This window comes from Micromonospora sp. NPDC127501 (genome assembly GCF_040302185.1).
Lineage (GTDB): Bacteria > Actinomycetota > Actinomycetes > Mycobacteriales > Micromonosporaceae > Micromonospora.
In genome coordinates this window covers 342,654-358,146 of sequence record NZ_JBEORJ010000002.1, presented here as the reverse complement: position 1 = coordinate 358,146, position 15,493 = coordinate 342,654, and the positions used below count along the sequence as shown (strand labels likewise).

Genomic DNA, 15,493 nt, shown 5'->3' with positions numbered 1-15,493 from the left:
GGTGCGACCGGCCCGGTGGCCGAAGCCGCGGGATGACCCCACCTCTCCCCGTGCCGATCTTGCACTTCGTGTTCGAACCGACCCCTGCGAGAGCCGCAGGACAACGACCCGGAAGTGCAAGATCGACGGGGTTGGGGCGGGGTGGGTCAGGCCGTGCGAGCCAGGGCCGGTGGGGCGAGCAGCTGGCCGTGCGTCGTCTTGTCGTCGGCGGTGGGGCCTCGCGAGGTGAGCAACACCGGGGTGTCCAGCTCCGCGCGTACCGCTGCCGGCCAGTCCGTCGGCGCTTCGTCGTACACCGGGCGGGAGCGCAGCAGGCGGGCGGTGAGCGCGGCCTGCCGGTCCAGGTCGCCGGGTGGGCCTGGGGTGAGCCGGTCGGTGGTGTCGTAGCGGCGGCAGATCCGCAGGTCGGGGCCGGCCAGGTCGAGGTGGGTCAGCGCCAGGCCGTCGACGCCGCCGGCCGCGGCGAGGGCGTACCGGTGGGCGACAGCGTCGAAGTGGCCGAACCGGAACCGGCCCTGCCACGGGTTCGTGCCGTTGTGCGCGTCGGCGAACGGCAGGCTCGGGTCCTCGGTCACCAACGGGCCGTGCCCGTGCCGGGTGGTGACCACGCGGAGCACCCCGATCCGGGTCACGTCGCCGGGCCGGCCCGCATCGGCGAGCAGGCTGTCGACGTTGGCGAACGTCGTGGTGCTCCAGGTGGTGTACGGGTGGAAGCCGTGCCACTCGTCGAGCAGCACCCCCTGCGCGCCCTCGAAGACGCAGGTCCCGGTGCGCAGCGCCCCGGCGAGCCAACTGCCGTCGACGACGGCGACCCGGTCGGCGAACCCGGTGTACGCGGGGAGGCAGTCCTCGATCGGTGGCGCGTCCAGCGGGCCCAGCTCGGCGGTCAGCCGGTCCCGCAGGATGGTCAGCCTGCGGCGCAGCAGTGCCGGGTGGTGGCAGTCGGCGACCCGGGGCGCGTCGTCGGGGTGGGCGAGACCGTACGCGACGGCCTCGCCCACCCCCAGCCCGCAGGAGCCGTGCCGGTCGGCTCCCCGGGCGATCTCGCGGGCCCGGTTGGCGGCCCGGTGGTACGGAGTGGCGAGCAGTGCGTCCCCGTCGACGGTCAGCCGGTCCAGCGCGTCGGGCACCCCGACCGTGGCGAGGTGGTCGGCCTCGGCGGCCAACGCCAGCGGGTCCACCACCACGTGCCGGGACAGGTGCGTACGCACACCGGGATGGAACGTGCCGGCGCCGAACTGTGCGAACGTGTGGTGCCGCCCGTCGCGCAGGACGACGTTGTGTGCCGCCTGCGCGCCCCCGTTGAAGCGGACCACCGTGTGCACGGGACGGGTGGCGCAGAGCCAGTCCACCACCGTGCCCTTGCCGGCGTCGCCGTAGCCGAGGTCGACCACCGCCACGTGGTTCACAGCCGGGTCACCCCGCTGGCCGTGTCGGTGAACGCCGGCAGCGTCGACACCTCGGCCCGCCGTCCCCGGCCGAGGCGGGCCAGCGCCTTCGACACGGTCCCGGTGGCGCCGGAGCCGGCGCGGTCCAGGTCACGCAGGCCCTCGTCCAGGTCGATGGCCTGTTCGCCGAGGCCGATGGTGAGCGCGATGGTCTCGCAGACCGCGTCGAGGTCGTCGAGCACGACGGTGTTCTGCCCGAGCAGGTCCCGCCAGAAGTCGAGCACCGTGGCGTTGCCGGAGTAGTGGCTGCCGGTGGGGAGCAGGTAGTAGGTGTCCCAGCGGCGGGTCACCTCGTCGACGACCTGCCGCAGCGGCACGTCCTCGGAGAGGTCGTCCCCGATCAGGCCGGCCACCTCCCGGGCCTTCACCCGCTGGTACGCCAGCTCGTCGCCGATGATGAACAGGTAGCCGCGCCGGCCGCGCTTCTCCCAGTTGTCGGTGACGGTGTGCCGGGCCATGAAGTACATGGCCAGCTCGTACGACTCGCTCATCTGTCCGCCGCCACCGCCCTCCAGCACGATCCGGCCGAGGTCGTCGTCCATCCGGTTGTCCGACTCGAACTGGCCCACCTGCAACGGCACCCGGTCGCAGGTGGCGTCGCCGATGGCACCGAACATGATCTGCGGGTCGCTGGCGTAGCCCTGCCGTTGCAGCAGCCCGAGCAGTTGCGGCAGCTTGGTTTGCAGGACCCGCGGCACCGTGCGCATCGAGCCGGTCACGTCGAAGAGCACCGCGACGGGCGTCGACCGGGGGTGCTCGTCGGAGTCGCGGCTCTCGCGGGTCGCGTCCCGGGGGTCGAGCGCGGGGTGCACGGTGCGCGCCCCGCTGTCGCTGTAGGAGAAGGCGCTCCTGCCGGTGGACCGGCGGTAGCGGTCGGCGGCGTCGTACACGTCGGTGGACCAGATTCCACTGCCCATGACAGCTCCTTAGGGGGTGAGGGTGAAGGGTCGGAAGGCGCGTGGGCCGTAGAGCCGGTCCAGCACCTGGTCGAGTTCGCGCAGCAGGCGCCAGGCGTCGTCGGGTCGGGCGTCCAGGGACCGTTGCCGGCAGCCCTGCGCGAAGGTGTGCAGCTCGCGGGGCGCGCGCGGCCCCATCAGCCAGCTCATGCAGTGGCTGGCCATCGCGATGTCGGTGCCCGGCCCGCATGGGCGCTTCTTGAGGACTTCCTCCGGGTCCCAGCCGTGGCCGGGCACGACCGCCGGGATCGTGCTCCCGACGGCCGCGGAGAAGCACCAGTCGATCAGCACCACGCCGTGGGCGTCCGGCTCGATCAGCACGTGCCGGGGCACTACCGCGCCGTGCACCACGCCCGCCCGGTGGGCCAGGCCGAGCACCACCAGCAGCCGGCGCCACATCCAGGCCACATCCCGGGCGTCCAGCCCGTCGGGGTACGCGCGCCGCACCTCCTCGAGGTCGTGCAGGCCGGGTGCGGCGGCGAGGACGTTGATCCGCCGTTCCGCGCCGGTGGCGGTGTCCCGGTGCCGGAACTCGTCGACCAGTCGGGGCACGTACGGCAGGTAGCGCGGGTCGCCGCGCTCGGCGATGGTGCGCAGGGCGTGCGCCTCGCGGGCCATCAGGTCGTTGTCGGTGGGCCGTCGAGGAAGCTTGAGCAGCCGGTCGTCGCCGACGTCGTAGAGGTCGGCCAGGTCACCCGAGTGGGCCGGCACGCCGAGCCGGTAGTCGCCGAGGACGGTGGTCTGCCGTGCCTGCCACCGGGTGGTGACGTGGATGAACGCGTCGATGGCTTCGGCGCGTACCGCCGGGTCGGTCGGCAGGCGGTCGGGGTGCAGGGCCGCGACCAGCTCGCGGTAGCGGCGGGCCGGCTGGTCGGCGCCGAACAGGTCCGCGTCGGTGCGGGCGGCCGTGACCAGGCGAATGGCCTCCGCGGCCCTCACCGTGCCGTCTCCTCGCGGGCGGGGCGCAGCAGCGCCGGGTGCAGCAGACGGGCGTCGCCGGCCCGGTAGAGCCGGGCGCGCGGGCCGCCTCGGGCACCACCGCGCTCGGTGCTGGCGCCGGTGCTCTCCACGAAGCCCGGCACGGAGAGCACCTTGCGGTGGAAGTTGCCGGCGTGCAGCGAGTGCCCCCAGACCGTCTCGTAGACGGCGCGCAGTTCGCTGATCGTGAACTCGGCGGCGAGGAAGCGGGTGGCGAGCGGGGTGTACTCCAGCTTGGAGCGGGCCCGTTCCAACGCGTCGTCGATGATCCGGCCGTGGTCGAAGGCGAGCTGTCGGCTGGTCAACGCGGTCACCGGCAGCCAGATCGCCTCGTCTGCGTCGCTGCCGGCGGCCGGGTCCGGCAGGTCGGGGGCGAACGCGAGGTGGGCGATCGAGACGATCCGCATGCGCGGGTCACGGTCGGGAGCGCCGTAGCTGCCCAGCTGCTCCAGGTGTACGCGGCGCAGCGCCTCGCCGCCGAGCCCGGTCTCCTCGGCCAACTCCCGTCGGGCGCCGGCGGTCAGGTCCTCGTCGGGGCGGACGAAGCCCCCGGGCAGCGCCCAGTGCCCCGCGAAGGGTGCCTCGCCGCGCCGGATCAGCAGCAGGCGCAGTGCGCCGTCGCGGATGGTCAGCGCCACCACGTCGACCGTCACGGCGACCGACGGATAGGCCCGGGGGTCGTACGCGGCCAGGAACTCCTGCTCGTTCATCGGGTCTCTCTCATCTTGAGAACATCTCGCTGTGAGAACAACTTAGCGCAGAAGTGCGCGCCTGCCAAGGGCACCTCACCGCACGAACCCGGTGAGGTGCGCTCAGCGCACGGAACCGGTCAGGTGGGGTCGGCCACGGGAGTCGTGCAGGGCGAACCCGCCGTCCGGCAGGAGCGCGAAGCTCACGGTGCTCGGCAGCGGCACGGGCAGCTTGAAGGCGACCTCGACGGTGTACGCGTCCGGCAGGCGGGCCTCCAGCGCGGCCAGGCAGCGCGCCTTGCTCCACATGCCGTGCGCGATCGGCCGGCGGAAACCGAACAGCCGCGCCCCGAGTCGGGAGGTGTGGATCGGGTTGTGGTCGCCGGAGACCCGCGCGTACTCCGTACCGATACGCGGTTCCACCCGCCAGCGGGCGGTGGCCGTCGGCGCCGCGGGACGTTCGCCGGGCTCGCGCCCGCCCGACGTGCGTTCCCGACCGAGGTACGTCGAGACGCCGCGCCACACCTCCTCCCCGTCGACCGAGCCGACCAGCACCACGTCCACCTGCCGCCCCCGGTCATGGGGGCGCAGGTCCTCCGCGTACGTGGTGAAGTCGAGGGTCTCGTCGGCGGTGATCGGGCGGTGCGTGGTGATCCGGTTGCCGACGTGCACCAGGCCGATCAGCGGGAGGGGGAAGTCCGGCGCGGTCATCAGGCGCAGGGCCAGCGGAAAACCCATGACGTGCGGGAACGTCGCGGGCAGCCGGTCGGTGAGCCGGAACCCGCAGACCCGGTCGTAGTCGGCCAGCTGCGCCCGGTCGACGCTCACCCCGCCCACTGTCAACTCGACCGCCGGCAGGTCGGGCCCGCGCCGCCCACCGCCGAGGCCCGGTAGCGCGCCGAGCATCGCCCGCCGGTGCAGCGCCCCGACCGCCGGCATCCGGGGCAGTTCGACCCGGGTACGGCTGCCCGACTCCGGTCGCGCGCCCATCACGCCCCCAGCAGGCTCTGGCCGCAGACCCGGACCACGTTCCCGCTGACCGCGCCGCTGGCCGGCCAGGCCAGCCAGCCGATCGTCTCGGCCACGTCCACCGGCAACCCGCCCTGGGCCAGGCTGTTCATCCGCCGGCCCGCCTCGCGCACCGCCAGCGGGATACGCGCGGTCAGCCGGGTCTCGATGAAGCCGGGGGCCACCGCGTTGACGCTGATCCCGCGCTCCCGCAGGACCGGTGCGAGTGAGTCGACCAGGCCGATCACGCCGGCCTTGCTGGTGGCGTAGTTGGTCTGCCCCCGGTTGCCGGCGATCCCGGCGATCGAGGAGACCGAGATGATCCGCCCGCCGGCCGGGATCATTTCCCGCTCCAGCAGTACGTCGTTGATCCGCTCCTGGCTGGAGAGGTTGACGTCGATCACCTGGTCCCACCGGTCGGCGTCCATCCGGCCGAGCGTCTTGTCCCGGGTGATGCCGGCGTTGTGCACCACCACGTCGACCCGGCCGTGCCGGCTGGCCAGGTGCTCGGCGAGTCGGGTCGGCGCGTCCGGCGCGGTCAGGTCGAGTTGGACGGCCGTGCCGCCGATGTCGTTCGCCACCGCGGCGAGCGCGTCACCGGCGGCCGGAATGTCCAGGGCCACCACCTTCGCGCCGTCGCGGGCGAGCACCTTCGCCAGCGCCGCACCGATGCCCCGTGCGGCGCCGGTGACCAGCACGACCTGTCCGTCCAGCGGGCGGTCCCAGTTGGCCGGGACGCTCGCCGCGCCGCCGCCGACCCGGATGACCTGCCCCGACACGTACGCGGACCGGCCGGACAACAGGAACCGGACTGTCGATTCGAGGCTCGTGATCGTCCCAGTGGAGTGGGCCGGATCGTCCGCCGCGGTACCGCTCACGTAGACGAGTTGCGCGGTGGTGCCCCGGCCGAACTCCTTGCCGATGCTGCGGACCAGCCCTTCGAGGGCGCGCTGGGCGGTCGCCTCGCGGGGTGTCGGGCACTCCTGCGGCGGGGTGCCCAGCACGATCACCCGGCCGCTGGGCAGCACGGCCCGGGCCTGCGGGTGGAAGAAGTCGTAGAGCTGGCGCAGCTCGGTCGAGTCGGTGATCCCGGTGGCGTCGAACAGCAGTGCCCCGTACCGCTGCGGGGCGTCGCCGTGCGCATGGGCGGCGGCGGCCGGGTCGGCCAGCTCGACCCCGGCGGCGGTGAGGATCTTGGCGATCGGCTCGGCGAGCCGGCCGCCGGTGGCCGCGCCGAGCAGGGCCGGGCCGGCCAGCAGTGGGTCGCCGGGGTGGTGCCGGCGCAGGCGGGGCGGGTCGGGCAGCCCGAGGCGCTTGACCAGCGCGCGGCCGGCGGCCGATTGGACGAAGCTCGCGTACCTGTCGGTCATGGGCGTAGCCTACTGGCGAGTAGGGTTCGAGCAACACATGTCGAGGAGGCGGATCGTGCAGAGCATCCGGCGGGTCGCGGTCATCGGGGGCAACCGCATCCCCTTCGCCCGTTCCAATGCCCGCTACGCGGACGCGTCGAACGCGGACCTGCTCGGCGCGGCGCTCGACGGCCTGATCGCCCGCTACGGGCTGGCTGGGCAGCGCATCGGCGAGGTGGTCACCGGGGCGGTGCTCAAGCACTCCCGCGACTTCAACCTCACCCGCGAGGTGGTCCTCGGCTCCCGGCTCGACCCCCACACCCCGGCGTACGACATCCAGCAGGCCTGCGGCACCGGCCTGGAGGCGACCATCCTGGTCGCCAACAAGATCGCCCTCGGCCAGCTCGACGTGGGCATCGCCGGCGGTGTCGACACCACCTCGGACGCCCCGCTCGCCGTCAACGAGGAGATGCGCCGCACGCTGCTCAAGCTCAACTCGGCTCGTACGCTGGGGGAACGGCTCAAGATCGCGGCGAAGCTGCGCCCACTTCAGCCGTTCAAGCCGGAGATCCCGCGCAACGCCGAGCCGCGTACCGGCCTGTCCATGGGCGACCACGCCGCCCGGACCGCCCTGCGCTGGCAGATCGACCGGCGCTCCCAGGACGAGCTGGCGCTGCGCTCACACCAGCGCCTTGCGGCCGCGTACGACAGGGGTTTCTTCGACGACCTGATGACGCCGTACCTGGGGCTCACCCGGGATCAGAACCTGCGTCCGGACAGCAGCCTGGAGAAGCTCGCCTCGCTGAAGCCGGTCTTCGGCACCCGCGGCCCGGACGCTGAGCAGGCCACCATGACGGCCGGCAACTCATCGCCGCTCACCGACGGCGCGTCCACGGTGCTGCTCGCCAGCGAGGAGTGGGCGGCGGCGCACCACCTGCCCGTGCTGGCCTGGTTCAGCTGGTCGGAGACGGCGGCGGTGGACTTCGTGCACGGCGACGAGGGGTTGCTGATGGCACCCGCGTACGCGGTGCCCCGGATGCTGGCCCGCGCCGGACTGACGTTGCAGGACTTCGACTACTACGAGATCCACGAGGCGTTCGCGTCGCAGGTGCTGGCCACCCTCGCCGCCTGGGAGTCGCCGGAGTTCGCCAAGGACCGGCTCGGGCTGGACGCGCCGCTGGGCGCGATCGACACCGACCGGCTCAACGTCAACGGTTCGTCGCTTGCCGCCGGACATCCGTTCGCCGCCACCGGCGGACGGATCGTGGCGACCCTGGCGAAGCTGCTGGCCGAGCGGGGCAGCGGGCGCGGGCTGATCTCCATCTGCGCCGCCGGTGGTCAGGGCGTGACAGCCATCCTGGAGCGCTGAGCGGAGTGTGCATGGCGACGCCCGCCGGACCCGAGGGTCCGGCGGGCGTCGATCGTGCGGTAGGGCTCAGCCGAGGATGAACCTCTCCCAGGTGCTGATGGTCGAGCGGTTGGCGATCAGGGGCTTGCTGCCGGCACCGTCGGCGCTGACGTACAGGTTGTTGACGCTGGCCTTGAGGCTCACCGTGCCGTCGCTGCTGCGGACCAGGGTGAACCGCTCCCAGGTGCTGGCCGTCGCGGCTTTCGCGATCAGCGGCTTGGCACCTGCGCCGTCGGCGGACACGAAGCGGTTGTTGGCGCGGGCGAAGAGGGCGATCTGCCCATTGCCGAGGTCCGCGAAGTCGAACCGCTCCCAACTGCCGGCGGTCGCCGCGCTCGCGATCAGCGGCTTCACACCGGCACCGTCGGCTATCACGAAACGGCCGTTCACGCCGGCCTTCAGCGACCTGTTCGCGTCGGCGACCGGAACCTGGTGGAACTTCTCCTGGGCGCTGATCGTCGACCGGCTCGCCGACAGCGTCAGAGCACCGCTGGGGTCGGCGGTGGCGTACAGGTTGTTGCTCGCCTTGAGGCTGACGGTGCCGTCACTGTTGCGGACGACTGTGAACTTCTCCGCGACGCCGACCGCCTGGCTTTCGGCGTTGAGCGACTCGTTGGGCAACTGGGTGACGTATCGACCGTTGGCCCGTGCGACGAGGGCCACCTGTCCGTTGCCGGCGTCCGCCAGATCGTACTGCGCGGCCGCGGTCAGGCCGGCCTGGTTCGGTCGCATGGGCACGGCACCGACGTAGCGGAGGGTGGAGAGCGCGAGCAGACCCACGGAGGCGGTCCGCCGCAGCACGCTGACCTTCTCGGTGCTGCTGCCGGCCAGGCCGTCGGTCCCCCGGGGGCTCACCGTCACGTCATAGGTGCCCGGTGTGGCGTACTTGTGCGTGGCGATCGGAGTGGACTGGGTGACGGAGGTGCCGTCGCCCCAGCTGAACTCGTACATGTCGATCGGGGTGAAGCCCGGCGTGGAGGCGGAGGCGTCCACCCTGACCGTGCTCGTGCCGAGATCCACTGTGGCGTCGAAGGACGCCACCGGGTGCTTGACGCTCTCCGCAGTCCCACGGTCGGCGTACGCGATCGGGCCGGCGCCGGTGTTCGGCACGGCCGGATCGTCCCGGCGTGGCTTTCCCTCGGTGTCGAGATCCTGGTAGCCGGGCGCCGTCGAGTTCGCCGAGTCGACATTCTCCCGGACGTCCGCCGTGTACCGGTCGTGTGCGGCCTGCCCGGAGGCGGTGCGGAACTGGGTGAGACCCATCCTGGTGCCGTTCCAGGAGTAGCCGGTCGCGGACGTGGACTGGTGCCAGGTGTTGTTGTAATCGATCACCGTGCCGCTCAGAGCCGCGTCGTAGACCCCGATCTCGGCTCCCTCGGGGGCCTGCGGGTCGCAGTAGCCCTGGTTGAAGGCGCCGTTGTTGCGGAGCACGTTGTTCTGCACCGATACCTGGGACGACGCCCCGTCGACCCGGATGCCGCCCAGGCAGCGGTCCTGGATGTCGTTGTTGGCGATGGCCGTGCCGACGGCTCCGCGGTTGTGGATGCCGTATCCGATCCCGCCCTTGATCCGGTTGTTGGCGATCACCGTCGAGGAGGCGGCAGGGCCCACCGAAACGGCAGCTCCGGAGAAGCCGGCAACATCGCCGCCGACGATCGTGTTGCGCGGCCCGTCGATTCGAATGCCCACGCCGCCACCGGCGGGGACGTGCTTCGGGTCGGTCGCCACCAGCGTGTCGTCAACGATCACGTCGCTGGTGGAGGCATCCATGGTCAAGCCGCCGGCGAGCGCCGTCCCGGTGGCGATGATCGCTTCCAGCGCCGCCATCGTCACATTGGCGAGTCGGATGGCGGGCGCGGTCGCGACGGTCGCCATCGTGAAGTCGCCGCCCGAGATCAAGATGTTCGAGACGTTACGCAGATCGATGGCGGGTACATCGGCAGACCCACTGACATTGAATTCCTGGATGTAGATGTCGTGCTGGCCGTCGACGACCAGGCCCGCGGTCGGACCGACAAGCGTCACCCGTGTGCGCGGGGTGTTGGCGATGAAGGCGATCGGCGCCTCCACCGTGCCGGAGCGGGTGATGGTGACGCGCTCGGCGTAGGTGCCGCCGTCGACAAGGACCGTCGTGCCGGCGGTCACCACGGCGGCTGCTGCACCGATCGTGCAGAACGGCGCGGTCGCCGAGCCGGGCCCCTGGTCGGAGCAGTTCGCGTCGGCCTGCTTGACGTACAGGACCTCAGGATCGGCTGCCTGGGCGGGTGCGCCGGTGGCCAGCAGGGTGCCGCCGGTCACCGCGATCGCGGTGAGGCCGGCGAGGGATCTTCTACGCATGCATGCCCTCTGTCGAGAAGGTGGATTCGGCGTCGCCGGAGATCAGATGGAGACCATGATCCGATACCGGCTGGTAGCGCACCGCCCCGGACGACAAAACGGCCATCGGGCGCACCGGCACCCGCCCTGAGTCGATAGCCCGCACGGCGTGACCGCCATCCTGGAGCGCTGAACGCGACATCATCCCTTACCGGGGTGACCGCCAGCAGGCGTTAACGGACCGTTCAGCGGGTGGTCCGCTGGTGGAGGGTTTACCACGCGATGGTGATCGTTGCCGCGCCTCCGGCGCGATTCGATCACTCCTGCGTGCGGAACGGGGCCGTATGACCATGGAGTCCGTCGTTCCACGGACGGCCACCCTCTCGGTGGTCATCCCGATGTTCAATGAGACCGCGGTCATTCCGGCACTGGTCGCCCGGCTGCGGCCGGTGCTCGACGCACTCGGCGTCGACTACGAGGTGGTCGCCGTCGACGACGGCAGCCGAGACGACACCGTGTCGGTGCTCTTCGACCACGGCCGGGACTGGCCGCAGCTGCGGGTGCTCCGGCTGCGGCGCAACAGCGGCCATCAGGCGGCGTTGACCGCCGGTCTGCACCGGGCTGTCGGCCAGTGGGTGGTCAGCCTGGACGCCGACCTGCAGGACCCGCCGGAGACCATCGCCGAGATGCTCCGCGTGGCCCGCGAGGACGGGGTCGATGTCGTCTACGGCGTTCGCGCCGACCGCAGCACCGACACTGTCTTCAAGCGCAACAGCGCCCGTGGCTACTACTGGGCGATGCGCCGGCTCGTCGGCGTCGACCTGCCCGCGCAGGCCGGTGACTTCCGGTTGCTCAGCCGGGACGTGATCGAGGTCCTGCGCCGGTTGCCCGAACGCTCCCCGGTCTACCGGCTGCTGGTGCCGTCGCTCGGCTTTCCCAGCGCCGAGGTGCGCTACGACCGCGAGGCCCGCGCCGCCGGCGAGACGAAGTATCCGCTGCGCCGGATGGTGGCCCTGGCCTGGGAGAGCACCGCGAACTTCTCCGCCGCGCCACTGCGCCTGGCCACCTGGCTGGGGATGTCGAGCTTCCTGCTCTGTCTCGCGCTGATCGTGTTCGGCATGGTCGCCCACGTCTCCGGCACCACCATCCCCGGCTGGACCTCGATGTTCGTGGCGGTACTGCTGCTCAGCGGGGTGCAGCTGGTCTGCCTCGGCCTGCTGGGCGAGTACGTCGGCCGGATCTACGCCACCGTGCAGAACCGGCCCGCGTTCCACATCGGGTTCGACTCGCGGGATGAGGCCCCGGACGCGGAGCCGTTCGCCCGGAACCGTGACGTCTCCGGTACGCCGAGCCTCGATTCGGCGGTCGGCGTCCGTGGCTGACCTCCTACTGGCCGAGCGATCCGACGCCCCGGCCCCGGCGCCGGGTCGGAACGTTCCCGGGTCGGTCCTCAGCGCGCTCCCGTGGGTGCTCGTGATCGCCGCGCTGCTCCTGGTCTGGTCCCGCGGCAGTGTGCCCGCCCCGGACCTCGCGCGGTTCTCCGCGTACTGGGTCTTCGCGCTGGTGCTCCCCGGCACCCTGGTGCACCGCGCGCTGCGCGGCAGCCGGGGCAACCTCCCGGAGGACCTCGGCTACGGCGCGGCCACCGGTCTGCTGCTGGAGATCATCGCCTGGGCGTTGGCCGCGGCGACCGGTCAGCAGTCCCTGCTGCGATGGTGGCCGCTGCCCGTCCTCGTCGCGTTCGCCGCCGTCCCCCGGCTGCGCCGGCACTGGCGGGTCGAAGAGCGCCGTCCGCTGCCACTCGCCTGGCACTGGGGGATGGGCGCGGCGCTGCTGGTGGTGCTCGCCTGGGGATACACCCAGTGGCGGATGGTCCCGCTGCCTCCGGTGTACGGCAGCTACTACCAGGACGTGCTCTACCACCTGGGTCTGGTGCAGGAGCTGACCCGGGCGATGCCGTTCGAGTTGCCGCACGTCGCCGGGGAGGCGCTGCGCTATCACTACCTGTCCGACGCGCACATCGCCAGTGGCAGCATGATCACCGGAATCTCACCGGCGGTGGTGCTGCTGCGACTCTGGCTGGTGCCCGTGGTCGGTACCGCGGTGCTGCTCGCAGCCGGGCTCGCCCGTGACCTGAGCGGGTCCGTCTGGGCCGGCCCGGTGGCCGCCCTCGCCGCCTTCATCGGAGCGGGGGTCACGCTCGGCTCGCCGGTGGGTGCGTCCGGCGAGATGCCGCTGTCGTACGCCAGCCCCTCCCAGACGTACGTGCTGGTGCCGTTGCTGCTGCTCGCCGGGCTCATCGTCGACGTGGTCCGGGGGCGTTCCCTCGGCCGGGCCTGGCCCCTGGTTCCGGTGCTCGGGCTGATCTGTGCGGGGGCGAAGTCCAGCGCGTTGCCGCCGTTGATCGCCGGCCTGGGTCTCACCGCCGTCGTGTTCTGGTGGCGGAAGCGGCAGGCCCCGCGACCCGCCCTGGTGGCGCTGGCCTGCCTCGGGGCGGCGATGGCGCTCGGCTTCCGACTGTTCGCCGGTGGCGGGGCCGGCACGCTGCGCGTGCAGGCGTTGGCGCTGCTGCACTTCATCGCCCCGTACTCCGAGACCCTCGGAACGGGTGACGGAATCTGGCCGAGCGCCCCGTTGCCACCGGGCATCAACGACGGGGGCATTGTCGGGTGGCTGCTGGCGTTCGCCGTGGTCGCCTGGTGGGTGCTGGCTCAGGCACCCCGGTGGGTGGGCATGAGCCTGCTCGCCGACGGCGGGCAGCGGGCCGACCCGGCCGTCTGGCTGCTCGCCGGCACGGTCCTGGCTGGTGCCGCCACCACCTGGGTGTTCCAGCACCCGTCGATCAGTCAAATCTACTTCTGGATGGGCGTCATCCCGGTCGGCGTCGTGCTGACCACCTGGTCGCTCGCCCAGGCCCGAGCGCCCTGGCCGGCAATGGTGGTGCCCGCCGTGGCCGGCGCCCTGGCGGGAATCGCCACGGCCGGCACGGTGGTGGGCTTCGCCGCGCCGAGGATCAGCCGCCCCGGCACCCCCACCACCTCGACCATCGAGGGGTGGCTGCGGGTGCTGGGTCTCTCGGCCACCCGGTACGTGCTGTTCGTGGCGGTGGCCGCCGCGCTCGCCGTCGGGGTGGCCGCCCGCTGGCGGCGCCGCGTCCCGCCGCCGACGGCTTCGGCGGCGGGCTCGGAAGGTCGTCGGCGGGCGGTGACGATCGCCCTGGCCGGGGTCACCGCGGCGATGCTCGGTGCCAGCGCCGCCGTCGTCGTGGGCGGGACCGTCCGCTCGGTGTTGACCGAGCCGGTGCCGGCCACCGGGCCGCAGCCGTACGCGCTGACCGCCGACGAGATGCGCGCGGCGCTGTGGCTGGACGACAACGCCGCCGACGACGACGTGGTCGCCACCAACGTGCACTGCCAGCCGGTGCGGACCACCCCGCACTGCGACGCCCGTGCGTTCTGGGTGACCGGCCTCGGTGGGCACCGCACGGTGGTGGAGAGCTGGAGCTACACCGACGCGGTAGTGGCCGCGCACGGCGTCGAGAACCTCGGGTACGCCCGACAGAACTTCCCCGACCCGGCGCTGCTCGCGCTCAACGACGGGGTGTTCCGCACGCCGACCCAGGCCGACCTGGACCGGCTCCGTACCGAGCACGGGGTCAGGTGGTTGTTCGCCGACGCCAGGGCGGGCGCGGTGTCGCCGGAGCTGGCCGCACTGGCCCAGGTCCGGCTGGTCGCCGGCTCGGTCACCGTCTACGAGCTGAACCGCCCCTGACGGCCTGACCAACCCGCCCGGTCCCGCTGGTCGACCCCGGCCCGGTCCCGGTCTCGACCAGCGGGTGCGGGACAATGAGGTACGTGACGACGATCCCCAACGTGCTGGCCAACCGGTACGCCTCGCCTGAACTGGTCGCCCTCTGGTCCCCGGAGGAGAAGGTCCGGATGGAGCGGCGGCTCTGGCTCGCCGTTCTCCGCGCTCAGCGCGACCTGGGCGTGCCGGTGCCGGACGGCGTGGTCGAGGCGTACGAGCGGGTGCTCGACCAGGTCGACCTCGCCTCGATCGCCGAGCGGGAGCGGGTCACCCGGCACGACGTGAAGGCCCGGATCGAGGAGTTCAGCGCGCTCGCCGGGCACGAGCACGTGCACAAGGGGATGACCTCACGGGACCTCACCGAGAACGTCGAGCAGCTCCAGGTGCGCGCCTCGCTGGAGCTGATCCGCGACCGGGTGGTGGCCACCCTCGCCCGGCTGGCCTGGCTGGCTCACGAGCACTCCGAGCTGGTCATGACCGGCCGTTCGCACAACGTGGCGGCGCAGGCCACCACGCTGGGCAAGCGCTTCGCGTCGGCGGCGGAGGAGTTGCTGATCGCGTATGAGCGGCTGGAGGAGCTGATCGCCCGCTACCCGCTGCGGGGGATCAAGGGACCGGTCGGCACGGCCGCCGACCAGCTCGACCTCTTCGACGGCGACGCCGACAAGGTGGCCGAGCTGGAGCGACGGGTCGCCGAGCACCTGGGCTTCTCCCGGGTGCTGGACAGCGTCGGGCAGGTCTACCCGCGCTCGCTCGACTTCGACGTGCTGGCCGCGCTGGCCCAGACCGCCGCCGCGCCGTCGTCGCTGGCCACCACGATCCGGTTGATGGTCGGCCAGGAGTTGGCGACCGAGGGCTTCAAGCCGGGTCAGGTCGGTTCCAGCGCGATGCCGCACAAGATGAACACCCGTTCCTCCGAGCGGGTGAACGGCTTCGCCGTGATCATCCGGGGTTACCTGTCGATGGTCGGTGAGCTGGCCGGTGACCAGTGGAACGAGGGGGACGTGTCCTGCTCGGTGGTCCGCCGGGTGGCACTGCCGGACGCGTTCTTCGCCGCCGACGGGCTGTTCCAGACGTTCCTCACCGTGCTCGACGAGTTCGGCTCGTACCCGGCGGTGATCAACCGGGAGCTGGAGCGCTTCCTGCCGTTCCTGGCCACCACGAAGATCCTGGTCGCGGCGGTCCGGCGGGGCGTCGGCCGGGAGGTCGCCCACGAGGTGATCAAGGAGCACGCGGTGGCGGTGGCCCTGGCGATGCGCGAGAAGGGCTCACCGGAGAACGACCTCTTCGACCGCCTGGCGGCGGACGGCCGACTCGGCCTGTCCCGCGCCGACATCGACACCCTGGTCGCCGACCGCAACGCCTTCGTCGGTGCCGCCCAAGCCCAGGTGGCAGCGGTGACGAGCCGCATCACCACTGTGGTGACCGCCCACCCCGAAGCCGCCACCTACAGCCCGCCCCCCATCCTCTAACCCCACCCCTCCCACCCACTCCCCACCCGGGTGATCAAGAGGTTTGCGTCATTGTCGATCTC

The 15,493-nt window shown here is 72.1% G+C and carries 11 protein-coding genes; 4 read left to right on the top strand and 7 right to left on the bottom strand.

Features of this window, described 5'->3' with window-relative positions:
- Positions 1-146 precede the first annotated feature (146 nt).
- The 6 genes from ABTW72_RS05640 to ABTW72_RS05615 form a co-directional block, all read right to left on the bottom strand.
- Positions 147-1,409, bottom strand: a complete 1,263-nt coding sequence (locus ABTW72_RS05640; protein ID WP_350854711.1) for an adenylosuccinate synthetase — start codon at positions 1,407-1,409, stop codon at positions 147-149.
- Positions 1,406-2,365 (bottom strand): hypothetical protein, encoded by a 960-nt coding sequence (locus tag ABTW72_RS05635; protein WP_350854708.1) that lies wholly within the window; start codon positions 2,363-2,365, stop codon positions 1,406-1,408. The genes ABTW72_RS05640 and ABTW72_RS05635 overlap by 4 nt, the downstream gene beginning before the upstream one ends.
- A gap of 9 nt (positions 2,366-2,374) precedes the next feature.
- Positions 2,375-3,343 (bottom strand): BUD32 family EKC/KEOPS complex subunit, encoded by a 969-nt coding sequence (locus ABTW72_RS05630; RefSeq protein ID WP_350854705.1) that lies wholly within the window; start codon positions 3,341-3,343, stop codon positions 2,375-2,377.
- Positions 3,340-4,092, bottom strand: a complete 753-nt coding sequence (locus ABTW72_RS05625; protein ID WP_350854702.1) for an NUDIX hydrolase — start codon at positions 4,090-4,092, stop codon at positions 3,340-3,342. Before ABTW72_RS05625 ends, ABTW72_RS05630 begins: the two co-directional genes overlap by 4 nt.
- Positions 4,093-4,194: 102 nt before the next feature.
- Positions 4,195-5,061, bottom strand: coding sequence for a MaoC/PaaZ C-terminal domain-containing protein (locus ABTW72_RS05620; protein ID WP_350854699.1), 867 nt, complete (start codon positions 5,059-5,061; stop codon positions 4,195-4,197).
- Positions 5,061-6,449 (bottom strand): 3-oxoacyl-ACP reductase, encoded by a 1,389-nt coding sequence (locus tag ABTW72_RS05615; protein WP_350854696.1) that lies wholly within the window; start codon positions 6,447-6,449, stop codon positions 5,061-5,063. Before ABTW72_RS05615 ends, ABTW72_RS05620 begins: the two co-directional genes overlap by 1 nt.
- Positions 6,450-6,504: 55 nt before the next feature.
- Between ABTW72_RS05615 and ABTW72_RS05610 the strand changes: the two genes are divergently transcribed.
- Complete coding sequence (locus tag ABTW72_RS05610) at positions 6,505-7,797, top strand: acetyl-CoA C-acetyltransferase (protein WP_112586187.1); 1,293 nt, start codon at positions 6,505-6,507, stop codon at positions 7,795-7,797.
- 66 nt (positions 7,798-7,863) lie between these two features.
- Here ABTW72_RS05610 and ABTW72_RS05605 read toward each other — a convergent pair whose 3' ends face one another.
- Positions 7,864-10,173: a PKD domain-containing protein gene (locus tag ABTW72_RS05605; protein ID WP_350854692.1), complete on the bottom strand. Its 2,310-nt coding sequence runs from the start codon at positions 10,171-10,173 to the stop codon at positions 7,864-7,866.
- Positions 10,174-10,496: 323 nt separating this feature from the next.
- Between ABTW72_RS05605 and ABTW72_RS05600 the strand changes: the two genes are divergently transcribed.
- The 3 genes from ABTW72_RS05600 (at position 10,497) to purB (ending at position 15,431) form a co-directional block, all read left to right on the top strand.
- Positions 10,497-11,534, top strand: a complete 1,038-nt coding sequence (locus ABTW72_RS05600; protein WP_350854689.1) for a glycosyltransferase family 2 protein — start codon at positions 10,497-10,499, stop codon at positions 11,532-11,534.
- Positions 11,527-13,923 (top strand): hypothetical protein, encoded by a 2,397-nt coding sequence (locus ABTW72_RS05595; protein ID WP_350854686.1) that lies wholly within the window; start codon positions 11,527-11,529, stop codon positions 13,921-13,923. Before ABTW72_RS05600 ends, ABTW72_RS05595 begins: the two co-directional genes overlap by 8 nt.
- 83 nt (positions 13,924-14,006) lie before the next feature.
- A complete protein-coding gene (gene purB, locus ABTW72_RS05590; RefSeq protein WP_328651494.1) occupies positions 14,007-15,431 on the top strand; it encodes an adenylosuccinate lyase in 1,425 nt (474 codons plus the stop codon).
- Positions 15,432-15,493: the final 62 nt, after the last annotated feature.

Bases quoted from the DNA above. Each gene is read 5' to 3' on its own strand.
- ABTW72_RS05600 (WP_350854689.1), top strand. From the start codon at position 10,497: ATGACCATGGAGTCCGTCGTTCCACGGACGGCCACCCTCTCGGTGGTC.
- ABTW72_RS05620 (WP_350854699.1), bottom strand. From the start codon at position 5,061: ATGGGCGCGCGACCGGAGTCGGGCAGCCGTACCCGGGTCGAACTGCCC.
- ABTW72_RS05635 (WP_350854708.1), bottom strand. From the start codon at position 2,365: ATGGGCAGTGGAATCTGGTCCACCGACGTGTACGACGCCGCCGACCGC.
- ABTW72_RS05605 (WP_350854692.1), bottom strand. From the start codon at position 10,173: ATGCGTAGAAGATCCCTCGCCGGCCTCACCGCGATCGCGGTGACCGGC.
- ABTW72_RS05625 (WP_350854702.1), bottom strand. From the start codon at position 4,092: ATGAACGAGCAGGAGTTCCTGGCCGCGTACGACCCCCGGGCCTATCCG.
- ABTW72_RS05615 (WP_350854696.1), bottom strand. From the start codon at position 6,449: ATGACCGACAGGTACGCGAGCTTCGTCCAATCGGCCGCCGGCCGCGCG.